We start from the raw sequence: 19,600 nt of genomic DNA, 5'->3' as shown, positions 1-19,600 counted from the left end.
AACCAACATGCCCCGTCGCCTTCGCCCCACCCGCCTGGAACACGTCGTCGACGGTCACGCCCTTCGGGCGCGCCTCTCGGCCGCCGCCCTCGACTCGATCGGCAACGAGACCGAGCAGCGGGCCCGCGCCATCGAGATCCTCAAGCAGGCGTTGTTTCGCGGCCGGATGATCGCCAAGGAGCGGCTGGAGAACGGCGCCAGCGGCGTCGAGACAGCGCGGCTGCTCAGTGGGGTCACCGACGAGGTGATCACCGCGCTCTACGACTTCACGACGGTGCACATCTTTCGGGCCCGCAACCCGACCGAGGGCGAGCGCCTGTGCCTGATGGCGGTGGGCGGCTACGGCCGAGGCACCCTGGCGCCGTTCAGCGACATCGATCTTCTCTTCCTGCGGCCCTACAAGCAGACGCCGCACGCCGAGAGCGTGATCGAGTACATGCTCTATGCGCTGTGGGATCTCGGCTTCAAGGTCGGCCACGCCTCGCGCACGATCGAGGAGTGCGTGCGCCTCTCGAAGGAAGACTACACGATCCGCACCTCGATCCTGGAGGCCCGCCGCCTGACCGGCGACGAGCGCCTGGCCGAGGATCTGAAGCGCCGCTTCCGCGACGAGGTGATGAAGGGCACGGGCGCCCAGTTCGTCGCCGCCAAGCTGAAGGAGCGTGACGACCGCCAGGCCCGCGCCGGCGCCAGCCGCTACATGGTCGAGCCCAACGTCAAGGAAGGGAAGGGCGGCCTGCGCGACCTCCACACCCTGATGTGGATCGCCGAGTACCTGCATCCGGTCGACCGACCCGAGGACGTCTTCAAGCTGGAGGTGTTCTCGACCCGCGAGACCAAGGCCTTCATCCGCGCCTTCGATTTCCTGCACGCGGTGCGCGCCCACCTGCACTTCACGACCGGTCGCCCGGAAGAGCGCCTGACCTTCGACCTGCAGCCCGAGATCGCCCGCCGCATGGGCTATGGCGACCGGGGCGACGCCCCGGCGGTCGAGCGGTTCATGCGCCGCTACTTCCTGATCGCCAAGGAGGTCGGGGCCCTGACCCGCGCCTTCTCGGCCAAGCTGGAGGCCGAGCACTTCAAGCACGAGCCCAAGGGCATTTCCCGCTTCCTGCCCGGGGCCAAGCCCAAGCGGAAAGCCTTGGAGGTCAAGGGCTTCTTCGAGGACAACGGCCGCCTGAACATCGAGGGGCCCGAGATCTTCGAGGCCGATCCGGTCAATCTGATCCGGCTGTTCAAGATCGCCGACGAGCGCGACCTCGATTTGCATCCCGACGCCTTCACGGCGGTGACGCGCGGCCTGCACCTGATCACCTCGAAGGTCCGCCGTGATCCCGAGGCGTGTCGCGCTTTCCTGGACCTCTTGGCGCGCGGCAAGCGCAGCTACCGCACCCTGACCCTGATGAACGACGCCGGCGTTTTGGGCCGGTTCATCCCGGAGTTTGGCCGCGTCGTCGCCCAGATGCAGTTCAACATGTACCACTCGTACACGGTGGACGAGCACACCCTGCGGGCGGTCGGCATCATCGGCGACATCGCCGCCGGACGCCTGGCCGACGACCACCCGCTGGCCGTCTCGATCATGCCGCTGATCGAGGACCGCGAGGCCCTGTTCCTGGCCATGCTGCTGCACGACACCGGCAAGGGCGGGGTGGGCGGGCAGGAAAAGGCCGGCGCCCGCTCGGCCCGCAGCGCCTGCGAACGCCTGGGCGTCGAGCGCAGCAAGGTCGAGCTGGTCGCCTGGCTGGTCGAGAACCATCTCGTCATGAGCGACTTCGCCCAGAAGCGCGACGTCTCCGACCCCGGCACCGTCGCCGCCTTCGCGCGCATCGTCGAGAACCCCGAGCGCCTGCGCCTGCTGCTGGTCATCACCGTCGCCGACATCCGCGCCGTGGGGCCGGGGGTCTGGAACGGCTGGAAGGGCCAGCTGCTGCGCGAGCTCTACAACGCCACCGAGGCGGTGTTCCGGGGCGGTCGCGGCAGCGACGCCGCCGCCAATGTCCAGCGTCACCAGGAGGCCGCGGCCGAGACGGCGCGCGCGGCGCTGCTGGAGGCCGACCCCGACGCCAGAAGCTGGGTCGCGGCGATGGAGAACGCCTATTTCAGCGCCTTCTCGCAGGACGACCTGCTTGAGCACGCCATCCTGGCGCGTCGGGCGGCCGCTCAGGGCGGCGCGGCGGCCGAGGGGCGGGTGCGCTCGGGCCACAACGCCTCCGAGATCGTCGTGGCGGCCAAGGACCGCCAGGGCCTGTTCGCGGACCTCGCCCTGACCATCTCGTCGCTGGGCGGCAACGTGGTGGGCGCTCGCGTCTTCACGTCTCGCCAGGGCCAGGCTCTGGACGTCTTCTATGTGCAGGACGCCACTGGCGCGCCGCTGGGCTGCGAGAACCCGCGCGCCCTACGCCGTCTGGCCGACGCGCTGGAAGCCGCCGGCCGGGGTGAGCCCATGACGGTCGAGCCGCGTCGCGGCGCCGACCAGTCACGCGCCGCGGCCTTCGCCATCGCGCCCAGCGTCACGGTCGACAACGAGGCCTCGGACGACGCGACCGTGGTCGAGGCCTCGGGCCGCGACCGTCCCGGCCTGCTGCACGCCTTGGCCAAGAGCCTGGCCGACAGCGGGCTGTCGATCCAGTCGGCCCATATCGACGGCTATGGCGAACGGGCGGTCGACGCCTTCTATGTCCAGACGGCGGACGGCCAGAAGGTCACCGACACGCGCCGGATCAATGCGCTGAAGGTCGGCCTGCTGGACGCGCTGGAGCAGAACGAGGCCGGCGCGCCCGCCGCCCGGCCGGGCCTGCGCCGCGCCCGAGCCAGCGTGGCGCGCTAGGGCGCCAGCCTACTTGCCGGCGGCTTCGATCGCCGCGTCGATCTCGGCCAGCGAGTGATAGCCCGGCTCCATCTTGCGGCCGTTGATCTCGAAGGTCGGGGTGGCGTCGACGCCATGATCCCGGGCGTTGCGCTCGACCCGTTCGTTCAGAGCCTTCAGCTGGGCCTCGTCGGTCACGCACTTGGTGAACTGGTCCTCGGTCATGCCCGACGACTTGGCGATCTCGAGCAGGGTCTCGCGGGGGGTGTCGAACACGCCCGGCTGGCTGGCGAACACCGCGTCGACGACCGGGAAGTACTTGTCCTTGCCGGCGCAGCGGGCCGTCAGAAAACCTGCCGTGGCGATCGTCAGCTCCGGACCCTGGCCGACCAGCATCTCGCGGAACACGTAATGCACCTTGCCGGTGTCGATATATTTGGCCTTGAAAGCCGGATAGACCTCCGACTGCCACTTGGCGCAGACCGGGCAGCCGACCGAGGCGTACTCGACCACCGTGACCTTGGCGTCCTTGTTCCCCAGGCTCATGTCGTCGGCCAGAGCGCCCGGCGCGGGCGTCTTGTTGCAGGCGGACAGGGCCAGGCTGGCGAGCAGGGCGGCGGCGAGGGCGAGACGGCGCATCGAGTTTCGAACCTTTGGTTTAACTGCGCGCCATCAAAAGGAGGATCGCGCGCGGGGTCAACATCCGCCACGGCAATCCTCCCCCTGTGGGGGAAGCGGCCGAAGGCCGGAGGGGGGAGGGACAAGATCAGCAGGACTTCCCCCTCCGTCCGCTTCGCGGACACCTCCCCCGCGAGGGGGAGGATTGGGCCGCCGCCCTTGACGCCTTCCCCCCAAACGCCCAGAAGCCGCTCGTGACCGACGCCGCCAATCCCGCCCCCGCCGAACAGCCAAAAGCCCCCAAGAAGGGCGGTCTGCTGAAGTCCTCGGCGATCTATTCGGGCCTGACCCTGGTCAGCCGGTTCATGGGCTTCGCGCGCGATCTGGCCGTCTCGTACCGGATGGGCGCCAGCGCCACGCCGGCGGCCGACGCCTACAACGCCGCCCTGGCGTTCCCGAACCTGTTTCGCCGCTTCTTCGCGGAGGGCGCCTTCGCCGCGGCCTTCGTGCCCGCCTACGCCAAGTCGCTGCAGCGCGACGGCGAGGAGACCGCCGACATCCTGGCCGCCGACGCCATGGCGACCCTTGCGGCCTCGACCATCGTCATCACCGTCGTCTGCCAGCTGGCCATGCCGTGGTTGATGATGCTGATCAGCCCGGGCTTTGGCTGGGGCACCGAGAAGTACAAGCTGGCGGTGCTGCTGACCCAGATCACCATGCCCTACCTGCCGTGCATGGCGATCGTGGCGCACCTGTCGGGCGTGCTGAACGCCCGCGACCGCTTCATCCTGTCGGCCGGCGCGCCGATCCTGCTGAACATCTTCACCCTGGCCTTCATCCTGCCGCAGAACACCGCGATCGACGCGGCCCGCTGGGGCTCGATCGGCGTGGTCGCAGCCGGCGTGGCGCAAGCGGCCCTGCTGACCTGGGGCGTCAACAAGTCCGGCGCCAAGGTCCACTGGCGGCTGCCGCGCCTGACGCCGGAGGTGCGCGAGCTGATCGGCAAGGCCATTCCCGGCGCCCTGGCGGCCAGCGCCACCCAGGTCAACATCTTCATCTCCGGGAACCTGGCCAGCCACGTGCCCGGCGGCCGGACCTGGCTGGCGACGGCCGATCGCCTTTACCAGCTCCCGCTGGGCCTGGTGGGCGTGGCCATCGGCGTCGCCCTGCTGCCGCGCCTGTCGCGGGCGGTGAACTCCGGCGATCGCGAGGACGCGCAGAGCGCCATGGACCAGGGCATCACCCTCGCCATGGCCCTGACGCTGCCGGCGGCCGCGGCCTTGGTCGCCATGCCGGGCTTCCTGTCGGACGGCCTCTACACCCGGGGCCAGTTCACGGCCTTCGACGCCAGCCAGACGGCGGCGGCGCTGTTCTTCTACGGCCTGGGCACGCCGGCCTTCGTGCTGCAGCAGCTCTATTCGCGGGCCTTCTTCGCGCGCGGCGACACCAAGAGCCCGATGCGTTTCGCCCTGGTCTCGGTGGCGGTGAACATCGGCTTGGGCGTCCTGCTGTTCAATCTGATCGGCGTGAAGGGCATCGCCGCCGCCACCGCGGTGGCCTCGTGGACCAATGTCGCCCAGATGGCGGTGGTTCTGGGTCGCAAAGGCCACTACGGCCCCTCGGCCCAGACCTGGTCGCGCCTGTCGCGCATCCTGCTGGCCAGCCTGGGCATGGGCGCGCTGATGGCGGCGGCCTCGCACTATCGCGACCTGATCGAGGCGCCGCTGCGGAGCCTGGGCCTGACCGGCCACGCGATCGGCGCCAAGGAGTTCGCCCTCGCGCTCACCTGCTTGGCCGGCGTGGCGGTCTATCCGCCGCTGCTGTTCCTGTTCGGCGGGGTCAAGCCGGCCGAGCTGAAGGCGGCCTTAAGGAGGGGCAAGGCTTGATCCATGCGGGCGAGGGCGCTAACCAGCGGGCCATGGCTCCGATCGGTCTCCTCGCGCCGCGATGGCGCGGCTCCCACTGACCCTGATCCCCGCGCCCTCCTTTTCGGGTTTGGCGCGCGGTTCGCGCCTCCGCGCGCCCGCCATCCTTCTCGCATTCGACAGCAAGGCTTAGAGCCATGACCGACCAAGCTCCCGTCGCCTATACGGGCCCCTCGCGCGTGCTTTCGGGCGTCCAGCCCTCCGGCGCCCTGCATCTGGGCAACTATCTCGGCGCGCTGGTGAAGTTCACCCGCCTGCAGCACGAGATCGACACCTTCATCTTCGTGGCCGACCTGCACGCCATCACCGTCTGGCAGGACCCGGCGGCCCTGGCCCAGCAGACCCGCGAGATCGCGGCGGCCTACATCGCCTCGGGCCTGGATCCCGACAAGGCGACGATCTTCCCGCAGTCGGCGGTGCGCGAGCACGCCGACCTGGCCTGGATCTTCCAGTGCGTCGCCCGCCTCGGCTGGCTCGACCGCATGACCCAGTTCAAGGAGAAGAGCGGCAAGCACAAGGAGCGCAGCTCGGTGGGCCTCTACACCTATCCGGTGCTGCAGGCGGCCGACATCCTGGTCTACAAGGCGACCCACGTGCCGGTCGGCGAGGACCAGAAGCAGCACCTGGAGCTGACCCGCGACATCGCCGGCAAGTTCAACCACGACTTCAATGCGCCGGGCTACTTCCCGCTGCCCGAGCCCCTGATCCAGGGGCCGGGCGCGCGGGTCATGAGCCTGCGCGACGGTTCGGCCAAGATGAGCAAGTCCGATCCTTCGGACTATTCGCGGATCAACCTGACCGACGACGCCGACGCGATCGCCGCCAAGATCAAGAAGGCCCGCACCGATCCGGAACCGCTGCCGGAGACGATCGAGGAGCTGGCCGCTCGCGCCGAGGCCGACAACCTGGTCGGCATCTTCGCGGCCCTGGCCGGCAAGACCAAGGCCGAGGTGCTGGCCGAGTACGCCGGCAAGGGCTTCGGGACCTTCAAGCCGGCCCTGGCCGAGCTGGCGGTCGAGAAGCTGTCGCCGGTCGGCGAGAAGATGCGCGGCCTGCTGGGCGATCCGGCGGTGCTGGACGCCATCCTGGCCAAGGGCGCGGAAAAGGCCCGCGAAGCCGCCGCCCCGACCCTGGCCGAGGTCAAGAAGCTGGTCGGCTTCTGGGGGGCGTAAGCCGCCACGCCGAGGCTAAAAGGAAAGCCCCGCGCCAGAGGTCTGGCGCGGGGCTTTTTCATGGTCGTCGCAGGGGATCAGATCCGTTCCGGGATCCGAACCATCATCCGCTCATAGCCCTTCACGAAGGTCGAGTAGACCCGCTTGGGCTCTTCCAGCACCTCGATCCTGGGGAAGCGCTTGAGGGTCTCCTCCCAGACGATGCGCAGCTGCATCTCGGCCAGGCGGTTGCCGACGCAACGGTGGATGCCGAAGCCGAACGACAGGTGGCGACGGGCGCCGGGGCGGTCGATGATGAACTTGTCGGCGTCCTCGATCACCGTGTCGTCGCGGTTGCCCGAGACGTACCACATGACGACCTTGTCGCCCTTCTTGATGGTCTGGCCGGCGAGCTCGTAGTCCTCCAGCGCCGTGCGGCGCATGTGGGCCAGCGGCGTCTGCCAGCGGATGATCTCCGAGACCATGTTCGGGATCAGGCTGGGATCGGCGCGCAGCTTGGCCTCTTCCTGCGGGTTCTTGCTCAGGGCGTAGAGGCCGCCGGTGATCGAGTTGCGGGTTGTGTCGTTGCCGCCGACGATCAGCAGGATGACATTGCCCAGATACTCCATCGGCGGCATGTCGCGCGTGGCCTCGCCGTGGGCCAGCATCGAGATCAGGTCGCTGCCGGGCTCGGTCTGGTTGACCCGCTCGTTCCACAGATTGGTGAAATAGGAGAGGCACTCCAGCAGTTCGGCCCGGCGGGCCTCCTCGCTTTCGACGATGCCGCTCTCGGGCGAGGCGGTGGCGACGTCCGACCAGCGGGTCAGCTTGCGACGCTCTTCCCAAGGGAAGTCGAACAGGGTCGCCAGCATCTGGGTGGTCAGCTCGATCGAGACGCGGTCGACCCAGTCGAACGGCTCATTGATCGGCAAGCTGTCGAGGATGCCCTGCACCCGTTCGCGAATGATCCCTTCCAGCTTGGCCAGATTCTGCGGCGAAACGATCGGGCTGACCGTCTTGCGCTGGATGTCGTGCTTGGGCGGGTCCATGGCGATGAACATCGGCAGGACGAAGTCCTCGTCGAAGTTCCGGATCGTGATGCCGCCGAGGTGCGCGTCGGACGAGAACACCTGGTGGGTCGTGTCCACCGTCATGATGTCGTTGTAGCGGGTGATCGACCAGTAGGGTCCGGTCTCCTCGTCCCCCTTCGAATAGTGGACGGGCGCCTCTTTCCGCAGGCGTTCGAAATAGGGCCACATGGCGTCGGCCTGGAACAGGGCCGGGTCGGCCACGTGCATCTCTTCCAGCGGCGTGGCGTAGGCCCTCGCTCGCGCGGCTTCCTTCAGGTCCACCGAACCGTCGCTCATCTGATCCTCCCGAAGATCATTGTTCTGCGCATCACGCCAGAAAATGACGCCTGTGTCACTTTCTTTATTGGCGGGCGGGCCGGTCTTGCGTCACGAGGCCGCGAGGTCCATTTCAGGCTCATGTTCATTCAGACCGAAACCACGCCCAACCCCGAGGTGCTGAAGTTCCTGCCTGGCCGCGAGGTCCTGGGGGAAGGCGCGCGCGAGTTCCGCACGGCCGAGGAGGGCGACGCCTCGCCCCTGGCCAAGGCTCTGTTCGACCTCGGCGACGTCACCCGCGTGTTCTTCGGGCCTGACTTTCTGACGGTGACCAAGGGCGAGGACGCCCAATGGCCGCACCTGAAGGCGCCGATCCTGGCGGCGATCATGGACCACTTCACCAGCGGCCGGCCCCTGCTGCTGGACGCGGAAGCCGCGGGCGGTCACGACGAAGGCGACTATGACGAGGAGACCTCGCAGATCGTCGCCGAGATCAAGGAGCTGCTCGACACCCGCATCCGCCCCGCCGTGGCCCAAGACGGCGGCGACATCGTCTTCTCGCGCTTCGAGCCCAAGACCGGCGTCGTCTGGCTGCACATGCGCGGCGCCTGCTCGGGCTGCCCGTCCTCGTCTGCGACCTTGAAGTCCGGCGTCGAGAACATGCTCAAGCACTATGTGCCGGAAGTGACCCGCGTCGAGCAGACGCTGGGTTGATCGCCTGCTTGCGCCGCGCCTCGGAAGCTCATATTGTAACTATAGAAGTTGCAAATTGTCTTCTTGAGGATCGCTGATGTCCAAGCTCGACACGCCCGCGCTCGCCCAACTGTTCACCGAGGCGCGCACGCGCAACGGCTGGAAGACCGATCCGCTCCCCGAGAGCCTGCTGCGCGAGCTGTATGACCTGGTGAAGTTCGGGCCGACGGCCGCCAATTCGACTCCGGCTCGCTTCCTGTTCGTCACGAGCCCGGAGGCCAAGGCCAAGCTGGCGGCTCTCTCGTCGGGCTCGAACGGCGCGAAGATCCTGCAGGCGCCGGTGACGGTTATCGTCGGCTATGACCTCGACTTCCCGGAGACGCTTCCCAAGCTGTTTCCGCACGCGCCGGGCGCCAAGGACTGGTTCCCCGATCCGGTGGCCAAGGAGTGGGGCGCGCTGCGCAACAGCTCGCTGCAGGGCGGCTATCTGATCCTCGCCGCGCGGGCCCTGGGCCTGGATGTCGGGCCGATGTCGGGCTTCGACAACGCGGGCGTGGACGCGGCCTTCTTCGCCGGCACGAACATCAAGTCCAACTTCATCGCTTCGATCGGCTATGGCACGGACGAGGGCCTGTTCCCCCGCAATCCGCGCCTCGACTTTGATGAGGCGGCGAAGATCGTCTAGCGAAACAATACAGCGTCATCCCGGACGGCCCTTGGGGTCGTCGGGGGGGGGGGCCAGGACCAGGTTCACCGCGGTTGCCCCTGGGTCCCGGCTCTCCGTTCGCCGCGGCGGGGATGGCACGCTTGTTTTGTGCATGTGACGCACATTGGCTAGAAGGAGGGTCATGACCCTCCGCGACGCCCTCCTTGCCCTGCCGCTCATCCTGCTGACCGCCTGCGGTCCGGCCAAGAAGGACGAGACCGCCTCGACGGCGAAGTCCGCCGCCAAGGCGCCGGTGGCGGTCGCGGTGGCGCCCTATGCCGGCGGTCCGCTCTCCGTGACCAAGGACGGGGTCGGTCCGATCGCCCAGGCGACCGCCTTTGATCTGCCGACCCTGAAGGCGCTGTTCCCCAAGGCCAAGGTCGAGCAGGCCTTCCTGCATTTCGGCGAGGGCCCGGCCCAGCCGATCATCAATATCGAACAGGACAACACCCCGCTCCTCGAGGTCGGCAAGACCGACGAAGGCGCGATCGCCTATGTCGCGGCGTCGGGCGGCGACATCCGCGGCCCCAAGGGCGAGCAATTGCTGGCCAAGTGGGCGGATCTGGACTTCACGGTCGAGCAATGTCGCGCCGGCCAGGGCCGCGAGATCAACCAGGTGATCTGCGTTCGGCCCGAGGCGACCGCGGTGTCCTACGTCTTCGGCGTCCCCGGCTGGACCAAGGGCGGCGTGCCGCCCGAGGCCGTGCTGAAGGCCAAGGGTCAGCTGAACGCCCTGGTCTGGCGTCCCGCAGAGGGCGCGGCGGTCGGCGCGGCCTGAGCCATGATCCTGTCGATCGACACCTGCCTCGGCGCCAGTTCGGTCGCCATCGTCGAGGGCGAGCGCGTGCTGGCCGCCCGCAGCGAGCCCATGACCCGCGGCCACCAGGAGCGGATCGGCGTCATCGCCCGTGAGGCGGCGGCCGAAGCGGGCGTCGCCTTCACCGACCTTGACCGGATCGGCGTCACCGTCGGTCCCGGCTCGTTCACCGGCCTGCGCGTGGGCCTGGCCTTCGCCAAGGGCCTGGCGACGGCGCTATCGATACCCTGTGTCGGCGTCACCACGCTGGAAGCCATGGCCTACGGTGTCGAAGGCTTCGTGGCGGCGGTGCTCGATGCGCGTATGGAACAGGTTTACATCCAGGTCTTCGCCGACGGCGCGGCCTTGATGGCGCCGGACGCCCTTGGCTTGGGAGAGGCCGCCGCGCGGCTGGCCGAGCTCTATTCGGGCGGCCCGGCGACGTTGGTCGGCTCGGGCGCTCCGTTGTTGGCTGATGTGCTGGGCGGCGCGAAGCTGCTTACCCCCGCCGCGCCCGACCCCGTCGCGATCGCCAGGCTGGCCGCGTCTCGGCCCGCGCCGACGCATTCGCCCCGGCCGCTTTATCTGCGCGCGCCCTACGCCACTCTGCCGGCGGCTTGAGCGTCATGAACCTGCGACCCGTCGGGGCCGAAGCCTCGTTCGATCTCGCCGACCTGCACGACAAGGCCTTCGACCGGCCCTGGACGGCGCTGGAATTCGAAGAACTCCTGAAATCGCCGGGCGTCTTCGCCGTGCTGGGCGAAGCGGGCGAGCCGGCGGAGGCCAAGGGTTTCATCCTGTGCCGCTCGATCGCGGGCGAGGCCGAGATCCTGACCATCGCGGTGGATCCCGCCGCCCGCCGCCGGGGCTGGGGCGCGGCCCTGGTCGAGGTCGCCGCCGGCGTCGCTTCAGAAACCGGCGCCGAGGCGCTGTTCCTGGAGGTCGCGGTCGACAACACCGCCGCGATCGCGCTCTATCAGGCGACCCGTTTCACCAAGGTCGGCCTGCGGAAAGGCTATTATCCCCATCCGGATGGCGCCAAGGACGCGGTGGTCATGCGCCGGGCGCTTAACACTTAAGGGCTGATTGCCTATCTTGCGCCGACTCAGACGGAGGCTCCGCCTTGGATCGACTCGAAAAGGCCTGCATCGAAAAGGGCATGCGCATGACGGACCAGCGCCGCGTGATCGCGCGCGTGCTGTCGTCGGCCGAGGACCATCCCGATGTCGAGGAGCTGCACCGCCGCGCCCACGCCATCGATCCGCACATCTCGATCGCCACGGTCTATCGCACCGTGCGCCTGTTCGAGGAGAGCGGCATTATCGAGCGCCACGACTTCCGCGACGGCCGTTCGCGCTATGAAGAGACCCCAACCCATCACCACGACCACCTGATCGACATGAAGACCGGCAAGGTCGTCGAGTTCGTGGACGAGGAGATCGAGGCCCTTCAGAACGCCATCGCCCGCAAGCTCGGCTACAAGCTGGTGGATCACCGGCTCGAGCTCTACGGGGTGCCGCTGGAGGAGTGATCCAGATGCTCCCCCGCGATGCGGGGGAGCTGTCACGGAGTGACTGAGGGGGCGAGCGCCGACTAGGCCGAGCTAGCCCCCTCCGGCCCTTTGGGCCACCTCCCCCGCATTGCGGGGGAGGAACCCGCCCTTGCGGAACGGGCCTCTCGACCCCATAACCTCGCCGGATGAGCGAGACCCCGCAAAAGCGCCTCTTTATCAAGACCTACGGCTGTCAGATGAACGTCTATGACAGCGAGCGCATGGCCGATGTCCTGCGCCCGCTGGGCTATGGCGTCGTCGATGATCCGGAAGGCGCCGACCTCGTGGTGCTGAACACCTGCCACATCCGCGAGAAGGCCACCGAGAAGGTCTATTCCGAGCTCGGCTACATCAAGCAGATGAAGGACCGGAAGGCCGAGGCTGGCGGCCGCATGACCATCGCCGTGGCCGGCTGCGTCGCCCAGGCCGAGGGCAAGGAGATCATGCATCGCCAGAAGGCGGTCGATCTGGTCGTAGGTCCCCAGGCCTATCACCAGCTGCCCGAGCTGATCGCCCGCGCCCACCGCGCGACCGGCGAGCGCCTGGCCGCCGACTTCGCCGCCGACGAGAAGTTCGACGCCCTGCCGGCCGAGCGCCACGTGACCGGGGTCACGGCGTTCCTGACCGTGCAGGAGGGCTGCGACAAGTTCTGCACCTTCTGCGTGGTGCCCTATACGCGCGGCGGCGAATGGTCGCGGCCGGTGAACGACATCGTCGAGGAGGCCAAGCGTCTGGCCGGCCAGGGCGTGCGCGAGGTCACCCTGCTGGGGCAGAACGTCAACGCTTATGACGGCGACGGCCAGACTCTGGCCAAGCTGGTGCGCCAGCTGGCCAAGATCGATGGCCTGGACCGCATCCGCTACACGACCAGCCACCCGCGCGACATGGGCGACGACTTGATCGAGGCGCACGGCGAGCTGCCGGAGCTGATGCCCTATCTGCACCTGCCGGTGCAGGCGGGTAGCGACAAGATCCTCAAGGCCATGAACCGCGACCACACGGCCGAGAGCTACGTCCGCTTGATCGAGCGTATCCGCGCCGCGCGGCCGGACATCGCCATGAGCGGCGACTTCATCGTCGGCTTCCCCGGCGAGCGGGACGGCGACTTCGAGAAGACCCTGGATCTCGTCCGCGAGGTCGGCTTCGCCAGCGCCTTCTCGTTCAAATATTCGCGCCGCCCGGGCACGCCGGCCTCGGCCATGCCCGGCCAGGTCGAGGAAGAGGTCAAGGCCGAGCGCCTGGAGCGTCTGAACCAGCTGCTGGACGACCAGCAGCGCGCCTTCAACGCCGCCCAGGTCGGCAAGGTGCTGCCGGTGCTGTTCGAGAAGCCCGGCCGCCACCCGGGCCAGATCGTGGGCCGCAGCCCCTATCTGCAGGCCGTCCATTGCGAGGGCGGCGAACAACTCATCGGGAAGATCGTTCCCGTCCGTATCGAGAGCGCCGCCAAGATGAGCTTGGGCGGGGCGCTCGACCCTGTCCTGGAGACCGCTTGAGCCGTACGCCTGAGTTCCTGCCGCTGTCGGATGACGCCGTCCACGCCGTCTCCGGTCCGTCCGGCCGCCACGCCGCCCTGATCGAGGACGCCTTCAAGGTGTTGATCGAAACGCCGGGCGGCGGCGTCACCATCACCGGAGACGCGCGCGGTCGCACGGGCGCCAAGCGGGTGCTCGAGGCCCTGGCCCACCGCGCCGACGCCGGCGAGGAAGTGGTCGAGGCCGATGTGCGTATCGCCCTGGGCGTTGCTCAGCAGGCCGGCGGCCAGGCCTCGCCTCGCGCTGTGCGCAAGGGCAATGTCTCGCCCAAGACCAAGGGTCAGGCCCGCTACATGGAGGCCATGGCCAGCCATCCGCTGAGCTTTGGTCTGGGTCCCGCCGGCACCGGCAAGACCTTCCTGGCCGTGGCCCACGGCGCGGGGATGCTGCTGCGCGGCGAGGTCGACCGGCTGATCGTCACCCGTCCCGCCGTCGAGGCCGGCGAGAAGCTGGGCTTCCTGCCGGGGGACCTGAACGAGAAGGTCGACCCCTACATGGCCCCGGTCTGGGAGGCCCTGACCGACATCATGGGCGCCGACCAGCTGCGGCGGCGTCGCGAGAAGCTGGAGATCGAGGTCGCCCCGATCGCCTTCATGCGCGGCCGCACGCTGAGCCACGCCTTCGTCATCGTCGACGAGGCCCAGAACTGCTCGCGCCTGCAGATGAAGATGGTGCTGACGCGTCTGGGCGAAGGCGCGCGGATGGTCGTCACCGGCGACCCGACGCAGGTTGATTTGCTGAACCCTCGCGACTCCGGTCTCGCCCACGCCGTCTCGATCCTTGAAGGGGTCGAGGGCGTCGCCGTCTCGCGCTTCACCTCGGCCGACGTCGTGCGCCATCCGCTCGTCGAGCGGATCGTAAAGGCCTATGACGCGGACGCGGCGCAGAATACACCGCGCTAAATGACCATCACCGTAGACATCGAGATCGAGGACGAGGCCTGGACGACGGCGGCCGAGGACGCCGAGGCCCTGGTCTGGCGCGCCGCCCAGGCCGTGCTGGACGCGCATGAGGACATCGAAGGGCAGGGGATCGTGATCCTGCTGACCGACGACGACAGCGTGCAGGCCCTGAACCGCGACTTCCGCCAGAAGGACTATGCGACCAACGTCCTGTCCTTCCCGTCACCGCCCAATCCGGAAGGCCAGATCGGCGACATCGCCTTGGCCTATGGCGTCTGCGCGCGCGAAGCGGCGGAGCAGGGCAAGCCGCTGGCCCATCACCTGCAACATCTGGTGGCGCATGGCGTGCTACATCTCCTAGGATATGACCACGAGCGTGACGACGAGGCGGAAGCCATGGAGGCGCTCGAACGCGAGATCCTGGCGGGGCTGGACGTTCCTGACCCCTACGCCAGTGACGAAGAGGGACGCTGACCGGGGCCATGCCCAGCGACGAGCCTAGTCAACAGCCCGCCGCGCCGGCGCGAAGAAGCCGGGGCGTGCGGGCGTTCCTGAGACGTATGCGCAAGCGGCTGACCGTCGGCGGCGGCGAGTCGCCACGCCCGCCCGAGCCGCCGCCCCAGACCGGCGAGGTCGACATCGTCGACCAGGCCGAGGCCTTCCAGACCCTTCGCGTCGCTGACGTGATGACGCCGCGCGCCGACATCGTCGCCGTCGAGCTTTCCACGCCCTTCGAGGCCCTGGTCGCCCAGTTCGTCGAGGCTGGCCATTCGCGGATGCCGATCTACCGCGAGACGTTGGACGACCCCGTGGGCGTCATCCACGTCAAGGACGTGTTCCGGCTGATGGCCGAGGACGAGAAGCGCCCCGGCGGCGCCGACCTTGTACTGAACAAGCTGCGCCGTGAGGCGTTGTACGTGCCCGCCTCGATGAAGGCCGCGGATCTCCTGCTGCGCATGCGCACCAGCCGGATTCACATGGCCCTGGTCATCGACGAGTTCGGGGGCACGGACGGCTTGGTGACCATGGAAGACCTGATCGAGGCGGTGGTCGGCGAGATCGACGACGAGCATGACGACGCCGCGGCCGCGTCGATCGTGGCGCGTCCCGGCGGGGTTTATGACGCCGACGCCCGCGCGCCCCTCGAGGAACTGGAGGCCGCCCTAGGCCGCGAGCTGGCGCCCTCCGACATGGAAGAGGACATCGACACGGTCGCGGGCCTGGTCGTCGCCCTGGCCGGCCGCGTGCCGCAAAGGGGCGAAGTGATCGCCCATCCCGACGGCTATGAGTTCGAGGTGGTCGAGGCCGATCCCCGACGCGTGCGCCGCGTACGCGTGCGCGGCGGTCCAGCGCCGCAAGCGGAGGAGGCCGAGACGGTTTCCGAGGACCTCGGCGCTTCGTGACCGCCTGGAGTCGTTTTCGTCGGCGCGCCTGGAGCGGGCCGTTGCTGGCCCTGGCCGCCGGTCTCGCGGCGGCGCTGGCGCATCCGCCGTTCGGTCTTTTGCCTGGCCTGCTGGGCTACGCGCTGCTGCTCCGCCTGTTGGATGTGGTCGACGAGGCCAAGCCGCTGCGCTCGGCCTTCTGGCGCGGGTGGCTGGCGGGCGTGGGCTATTTCGGGCTCGGCACCTGGTGGATCGGCGAGGCCTTCCTGGTCGACGCGGCGAACCAGGGCTGGATGGCCCCGTTCGCGATCGCCGCCATGGCGGCCGGCCTGGCGCTGTTCTGGGGCTTGGCGGGGCTGGTCTATAGGCTTCTGCGTCCGGCGAGCGCCTGGCGGGTCCTGACCTTCGCCGGCGCGTTGGCGGCCCTGGAATGGACGCGCGGCCATGTCCTGACCGGCTTTCCGTGGAACCTGCCGGGCGAGACTTGGCGCGCGGGCTCCGCGCCGTCCCAGGCCGCCGCCCTCGTCGGCGCCTACGGCCTGACCTGGATCACCCTGGCGATCGTCGCGGCCCCGGCGGTGTGGCGCGACAGGCGCGGCGGCCGGATCGCCCTGGCCTCGGCGGTCGTGGGGCTGGCCGGGCTCTATGGGTATGGCGTCGCGGCTCTGCACAGGCCCGAGCGCCAGGAGCCGCCGGTTTCGGTCCGGATCGTCCAGGCGGATATCCAGCAGGACGCCAAGTGGGACGCGGGCCGCTTCGCTCAGATCGTTCAGGCTTATGTCTCGCTCACCGCCCAGCCCTATGCGGGTAAGCCCGCCGACCTGGTGATCTGGCCCGAAGGCGCCCTGCCGGCGGCGGTCAACGACTATCTCGCGCCGGGAACCTGGGTGCGCCAAGCCATTCTCGACAGCGTCCAGCCCGGCCAGACCCTGCTGATCGGAGGCTATCGTTACGAAGGCCCGATCGAGAAGCCGGTCTATTACAACAGCCTGATCGTTCTGCGCCGGACCGACACCGACCTCGCGCTCGTCGGCGTCTATGACAAGCACCGGCTGGTGCCGTTCGGCGAATACTTGCCCGCGGAGGCGTTTCTTACCCAAATTGGGTTTAAGAGCTTGGCCCATCTTGGGGATGGTTTCGCCACGGGGCCGCGTCCCGCTCCGTTGCGAGTATCGCCCGACCTGCTGACGCAGCCGCTAATCTGCTACGAGAGCCTCTTTCCGGGATTGGCGAAGAAAAACAACGACGTCCGGGTGCTGATCAACATCTCGAACGACGCCTGGTTCGGCGTGACGTCCGGCCCCCTTCAGCATCTGAACCTGGCCAGCTATCGCGCGATCGAGCGCGCCACGCCCATTCTCAGGGCCACGCCGACGGGTGTTAGCGCTGTCATACGTGCAAATGGTCAAGTTGCGGACGGTGCGCGCCTCGGGCTAGGACAACACGGAGTCATCGATGCGCAAATACCAGGCCGAGGCCAGGTCACGCCCTTCGATAACTTCGGGGAATTCCCCTTTTGCGTGCTTCTACTGATATCTATGGTTGCGTCAGTTCGCCTACGAGCAGGTAAATCCTTGTGGACTATTGCGCCATCGAAAGACTCGGGCTGAATTAAAACCGCAATTTCAGCTATCAAGCGTGGGCATGAGCGATTTGTCGGGCGCCGAACGCCATCCCAATCCGGTCGATCTGCACGTGGGTGCGCGCATTCGAATGCGTCGCAAGATTCTTGGCGTGAGCCAGGAGCGTCTCGCCGAGGACCTGGGCCTCACCTTCCAGCAGATCCAGAAGTACGAGCGCGGCGCGAACCGGGTCAGCGCCAGCAAGCTCTATGAGATCGCCAAAAGCCTGCAGGCACCGGTCGCCTATTTCTTCGAGGGCTTGGAATCGACGGCCGACGGCGTGTCGGAAGGCGGAGAGCCGTTCGTTCACGATTTCCTGATGACCTCCGAGGGGCTTGAGCTGGCGACCCAATTTCCGCGCATCACGCGGTCCAGGGTTCGCCGACGGATTCTCGAACTGGTCCGGTCGATGGCCGAAGAGGAGGCCAGCGAAGACGATTGATCGTCAGGTTCGCTTGCCCGCATAAACATATCTTTATATGGTTCCGGTCTAACTGAACGCCGAAATGGCGCGCGTGCGTCCGCGCGCCTCCCATGGCCGGAGCTGTCTCTTGACCCGTTCGTCCTACATCTTCACCAGCGAGAGCGTTTCCGAAGGCCATCCCGACAAGGTCGCCGATCGCATCAGCGACACCGTCGTCGACGCCTTCCTGAGCGTGGATCCCGAGGCCCGCGTCGCCTGCGAGACCCTGGTGACCACCAACCGCATCGTGCTGGCGGGCGAAGTCCGCGCCGGCAAGCCGGGCGGCGACAAGAAGACCAACAAGCAGCTGACCAAGGACATCCTCCATTCGCTGGAGCCGAAGGTCCGCGAAGCCATCAAGGACATCGGCTACGAGCAGAAGGGCTTCCACTGGCAGAAGGCGAAGTACGCCAACTACCTGCACGGCCAGTCGGCGCACATCGCCCAGGGCGTGGACGCCACCGACAAGAAGGACGAGGGCGCCGGCGACCAGGGCATCATGTTCGGCTACGCCAGCACCGAGACCCCGGAGCTGATGCCGGCGACCCTGCAGTACAGCCACAACATCCTCAAGCGCCTGGCCGAACTGCGCCACTCGGGCGAGCTCTCCGAGCTGGAGCCGGACGCCAAGAGCCAGGTGACCCTGGAATACGACGGCGCCGGCCGCCCGCAGCGCGTCGTCTCGATCGTCGTGTCGCACCAGCACAAGAAGAAGATCGACGGCAAGGCCGCGACCTCCAAGCGTGTGCTCGACCTGATCAAGCCGCACATCTTGCCGATCTTCCCGGACGGCCTGATCACCAAGAAGACCCAGTGGCTGGTCAATCCGACCGGCCGCTTCGAGATCGGCGGTCCGGATGGCGACGCCGGCCTGACCGGCCGCAAGATCATCGTCGACACCTACGGCGGCGCGGCCCCGCACGGCGGCGGCGCCTTCTCGGGCAAGGACCCGACCAAGGTCGACCGCTCGGCCGCATACGCCTGCCGCTACCTGGCCAAGAACGTGGTGGCCGCGGGCCTGGCCGACCGCTGCACGATCCAGATCGCCTACGCCATCGGCGTGGCCCAGCCGGTCTCGTTCCACGTCGACCTGCACGGCACGGGCAAGGTGGATCCGGCTGTGCTGGAAAAGACCCTGCCGCAGCTGATCGGCGGCGCCACGCCCCGCGCCATCCGCGAGCACCTGCAGCTGAACCGTCCGATCTACGCCCGCACCGCCGCCTACGGCCACTTCGGCCGCACGCCGGACAACGAAGGCGGCTTCTCGTGGGAGAAGACCGATCTCGTCAGCGAGCTGAAGGGTCTGGCGTAAGCCTCAGCCCCATCGTCTGTGAACGGGCTCCGATCCAGCCGGGTCGGAGCCCGTTTTCATTTCGCCCTCAAAAGTTCTAAGACCCCCGCCCATGACCAATCCTCAACAACCCCACGGGCCGCTGCGCTCGTTCGGCCGGCTGAAGTCGCGCCCGGTGAAGCCGCGCCAGCAGGCGCTGCTGGACACCCTGCTGCCGAGGATCGCCGTCCCGCAGTGGCCCTTCCAACCGTTGGACCTGATGCCGGAGGCCAAGTCGGTCTGGCTGGAGATAGGCTTTGGCGGGGGCGAGCACATGGCCGCCCAGGCGGGCCGCCATCCCGAGACGCTGGTCATCGGCGCCGAGCCGTTCGTGAACGGCGTCGCCAGCGCGGTGCGCCACGTCGAGGAGCAGGCGCTGGAGAATGTCCGCATCCACGAGGGCGATGCGCGCGATGTCGTCGACTGGCTGCCCGAAGCGTGCCTGGACCGGGTCTTCATCATGTTCCCCGATCCCTGGCACAAGGCGCGGCACAACAAGCGGCGGCTGATCCAGCCAGAGTTCGTCGCGAAGCTGGCGCGGGTGATGAAGCCGGGCGCCGCCCTGCGCTTCGCCACCGACTGGGCCGACTACGCCGAATGGACGACCGAGCGGGTGCTGGCCGATCCGAACTTCCGCTTCGCCGATGAGGCGGCCGACCGCAACGCGATCCCGGCCGACCACGTCACCACGCGCTACGAGGAAAAGAAGCTGGGCGACTGCGCGCCGGTGTTCCTGGACTTCGTCAGGGCCTGAAGGAAGAAAGGCCGGCGCT

At 68.1% G+C, this 19,600-nt stretch carries 20 protein-coding genes; 18 read left to right on the top strand and 2 right to left on the bottom strand.

The genetic code is table 11. The features are described 5' to 3' along the window. The first annotated feature begins 7 nt into the window (after positions 1-7). On the top strand, positions 8-2,830 hold the full coding sequence (locus CSW60_RS11185) for a [protein-PII] uridylyltransferase (protein ID WP_099537308.1): 2,823 nt from the start codon (positions 8-10) through the stop codon (positions 2,828-2,830). A 9-nt stretch (positions 2,831-2,839) separates the two neighbouring features. Here CSW60_RS11185 and CSW60_RS11180 read toward each other — a convergent pair whose 3' ends face one another. Further along, entirely contained in the window at positions 2,840-3,448 is a 609-nt protein-coding gene (locus tag CSW60_RS11180; protein WP_099537307.1) for a thioredoxin domain-containing protein, read from the bottom strand. Between the two features lie 233 nt (positions 3,449-3,681). Between CSW60_RS11180 and murJ the strand changes: the two genes are divergently transcribed. The 3 genes from murJ to trpS all read left to right on the top strand — a co-directional run bounded on the left by murJ (position 3,682) and on the right by trpS (position 6,524). Beyond that, positions 3,682-5,313, top strand: coding sequence for a murein biosynthesis integral membrane protein MurJ (gene murJ / locus CSW60_RS11175; protein ID WP_099537306.1), 1,632 nt, complete (start codon positions 3,682-3,684; stop codon positions 5,311-5,313). Positions 5,314-5,345: 32 nt separating this feature from the next. Beyond that, positions 5,346-5,393 carry a hypothetical protein gene (locus CSW60_RS23125; protein WP_143324172.1) on the top strand — a complete coding sequence of 16 codons (48 nt, stop codon included), beginning with the start codon at positions 5,346-5,348 and terminating at the stop codon, positions 5,391-5,393. A 96-nt stretch (positions 5,394-5,489) separates the two neighbouring features. Continuing rightward, complete coding sequence (gene trpS / locus CSW60_RS11170; protein ID WP_099537305.1) at positions 5,490-6,524, top strand: tryptophan--tRNA ligase; 1,035 nt, start codon at positions 5,490-5,492, stop codon at positions 6,522-6,524. Positions 6,525-6,601: 77 nt separating this feature from the next. Here trpS and CSW60_RS11165 read toward each other — a convergent pair whose 3' ends face one another. Next, positions 6,602-7,870, bottom strand: a complete 1,269-nt coding sequence (locus tag CSW60_RS11165; RefSeq protein ID WP_099537304.1) for a cytochrome P450 — start codon at positions 7,868-7,870, stop codon at positions 6,602-6,604. A 120-nt stretch (positions 7,871-7,990) separates the two neighbouring features. Here CSW60_RS11165 and CSW60_RS11160 point away from each other — a divergent pair, with 120 nt between their 5' ends. The 14 genes from CSW60_RS11160 to trmB all read left to right on the top strand — a co-directional run bounded on the left by CSW60_RS11160 (position 7,991) and on the right by trmB (position 19,581). Next, positions 7,991-8,563: a NifU family protein gene (locus tag CSW60_RS11160; RefSeq protein WP_099537303.1), complete on the top strand. Its 573-nt coding sequence runs from the start codon at positions 7,991-7,993 to the stop codon at positions 8,561-8,563. Positions 8,564-8,639: 76 nt separating this feature from the next. Then, positions 8,640-9,227, top strand: coding sequence for a malonic semialdehyde reductase (locus CSW60_RS11155; protein WP_099537302.1), 588 nt, complete (start codon positions 8,640-8,642; stop codon positions 9,225-9,227). Between the two features lie 163 nt (positions 9,228-9,390). Next, positions 9,391-10,026, top strand: a complete 636-nt coding sequence (locus CSW60_RS11150; RefSeq protein WP_099537301.1) for a DUF1131 family protein — start codon at positions 9,391-9,393, stop codon at positions 10,024-10,026. Between the two features lie 3 nt (positions 10,027-10,029). Next, complete coding sequence (gene tsaB / locus CSW60_RS11145) at positions 10,030-10,665, top strand: tRNA (adenosine(37)-N6)-threonylcarbamoyltransferase complex dimerization subunit type 1 TsaB (protein ID WP_099537300.1); 636 nt, start codon at positions 10,030-10,032, stop codon at positions 10,663-10,665. A gap of 5 nt (positions 10,666-10,670) precedes the next feature. After that, positions 10,671-11,123, top strand: a complete 453-nt coding sequence (rimI, locus tag CSW60_RS11140) for a ribosomal protein S18-alanine N-acetyltransferase (protein ID WP_099537299.1) — start codon at positions 10,671-10,673, stop codon at positions 11,121-11,123. 44 nt (positions 11,124-11,167) lie between these two features. Further along, complete coding sequence (locus CSW60_RS11135; protein ID WP_013077224.1) at positions 11,168-11,575, top strand: Fur family transcriptional regulator; 408 nt, start codon at positions 11,168-11,170, stop codon at positions 11,573-11,575. Between the two features lie 167 nt (positions 11,576-11,742). Beyond that, entirely contained in the window at positions 11,743-13,089 is a 1,347-nt protein-coding gene (miaB, locus tag CSW60_RS11130; RefSeq protein WP_099537298.1) for a tRNA (N6-isopentenyl adenosine(37)-C2)-methylthiotransferase MiaB, read from the top strand. Beyond that, a complete protein-coding gene (locus tag CSW60_RS11125) occupies positions 13,086-14,030 on the top strand; it encodes a PhoH family protein (RefSeq protein ID WP_099537297.1) in 945 nt (314 codons plus the stop codon). The genes miaB and CSW60_RS11125 overlap by 4 nt, the downstream gene beginning before the upstream one ends. Before the next feature lie 18 nt (positions 14,031-14,048). Next, positions 14,049-14,504 carry an rRNA maturation RNase YbeY gene (gene ybeY, locus CSW60_RS11120; RefSeq protein WP_201723042.1) on the top strand — a complete coding sequence of 152 codons (456 nt, stop codon included), beginning with the start codon at positions 14,049-14,051 and terminating at the stop codon, positions 14,502-14,504. An 8-nt stretch (positions 14,505-14,512) separates the two neighbouring features. Beyond that, positions 14,513-15,433, top strand: a complete 921-nt coding sequence (locus CSW60_RS11115) for a hemolysin family protein (protein ID WP_099537295.1) — start codon at positions 14,513-14,515, stop codon at positions 15,431-15,433. Next, on the top strand, positions 15,430-17,022 hold the full coding sequence (gene lnt, locus CSW60_RS11110) for an apolipoprotein N-acyltransferase (RefSeq protein WP_099537294.1): 1,593 nt from the start codon (positions 15,430-15,432) through the stop codon (positions 17,020-17,022). Before CSW60_RS11115 ends, lnt begins: the two co-directional genes overlap by 4 nt. Before the next feature lie 34 nt (positions 17,023-17,056). Beyond that, the gene (locus tag CSW60_RS11105) at positions 17,057-17,476 is read left to right on the top strand and encodes a helix-turn-helix domain-containing protein (RefSeq protein ID WP_099537293.1); all 420 of its coding nucleotides are present in this window, start codon (positions 17,057-17,059) and stop codon (positions 17,474-17,476) included. Positions 17,477-17,585: 109 nt separating this feature from the next. Next, a complete protein-coding gene (gene metK, locus CSW60_RS11100) occupies positions 17,586-18,809 on the top strand; it encodes a methionine adenosyltransferase (protein WP_099537292.1) in 1,224 nt (407 codons plus the stop codon). Positions 18,810-18,900: 91 nt separating this feature from the next. Next, positions 18,901-19,581, top strand: coding sequence for a tRNA (guanosine(46)-N7)-methyltransferase TrmB (gene trmB / locus CSW60_RS11095; protein ID WP_099537291.1), 681 nt, complete (start codon positions 18,901-18,903; stop codon positions 19,579-19,581). The last annotated feature ends 19 nt before the right edge of the window (positions 19,582-19,600 follow it).

Source organism: Caulobacter sp. X (assembly GCF_002742635.1).
Lineage (GTDB): Bacteria > Pseudomonadota > Alphaproteobacteria > Caulobacterales > Caulobacteraceae > Caulobacter.
This window is presented reverse-complemented; position numbering and strand designations above follow the sequence as displayed.

What these genes read in the sequence shown, in the direction of transcription:
- CSW60_RS11185 (WP_099537308.1), top strand. Translation starts at nt 8, where the DNA reads ATGCCCCGTCGCCTTCGCCCCACCCGCCTGGAACACGTCGTCGACGGT.
- CSW60_RS11180 (WP_099537307.1), bottom strand. Translation starts at nt 3,448, where the DNA reads ATGCGCCGTCTCGCCCTCGCCGCCGCCCTGCTCGCCAGCCTGGCCCTG.
- trpS (WP_099537305.1), top strand. Translation starts at nt 5,490, where the DNA reads ATGACCGACCAAGCTCCCGTCGCCTATACGGGCCCCTCGCGCGTGCTT.
- CSW60_RS11165 (WP_099537304.1), bottom strand. Translation starts at nt 7,870, where the DNA reads ATGAGCGACGGTTCGGTGGACCTGAAGGAAGCCGCGCGAGCGAGGGCC.
- CSW60_RS11160 (WP_099537303.1), top strand. Translation starts at nt 7,991, where the DNA reads ATGTTCATTCAGACCGAAACCACGCCCAACCCCGAGGTGCTGAAGTTC.
- CSW60_RS11155 (WP_099537302.1), top strand. Translation starts at nt 8,640, where the DNA reads ATGTCCAAGCTCGACACGCCCGCGCTCGCCCAACTGTTCACCGAGGCG.
- CSW60_RS11150 (WP_099537301.1), top strand. Translation starts at nt 9,391, where the DNA reads ATGACCCTCCGCGACGCCCTCCTTGCCCTGCCGCTCATCCTGCTGACC.
- tsaB (WP_099537300.1), top strand. Translation starts at nt 10,030, where the DNA reads ATGATCCTGTCGATCGACACCTGCCTCGGCGCCAGTTCGGTCGCCATC.
- rimI (WP_099537299.1), top strand. Translation starts at nt 10,671, where the DNA reads ATGAACCTGCGACCCGTCGGGGCCGAAGCCTCGTTCGATCTCGCCGAC.
- miaB (WP_099537298.1), top strand. Translation starts at nt 11,743, where the DNA reads ATGAGCGAGACCCCGCAAAAGCGCCTCTTTATCAAGACCTACGGCTGT.
- CSW60_RS11115 (WP_099537295.1), top strand. Translation starts at nt 14,513, where the DNA reads ATGCCCAGCGACGAGCCTAGTCAACAGCCCGCCGCGCCGGCGCGAAGA.
- CSW60_RS11105 (WP_099537293.1), top strand. Translation starts at nt 17,057, where the DNA reads ATGAGCGATTTGTCGGGCGCCGAACGCCATCCCAATCCGGTCGATCTG.
- trmB (WP_099537291.1), top strand. Translation starts at nt 18,901, where the DNA reads ATGACCAATCCTCAACAACCCCACGGGCCGCTGCGCTCGTTCGGCCGG.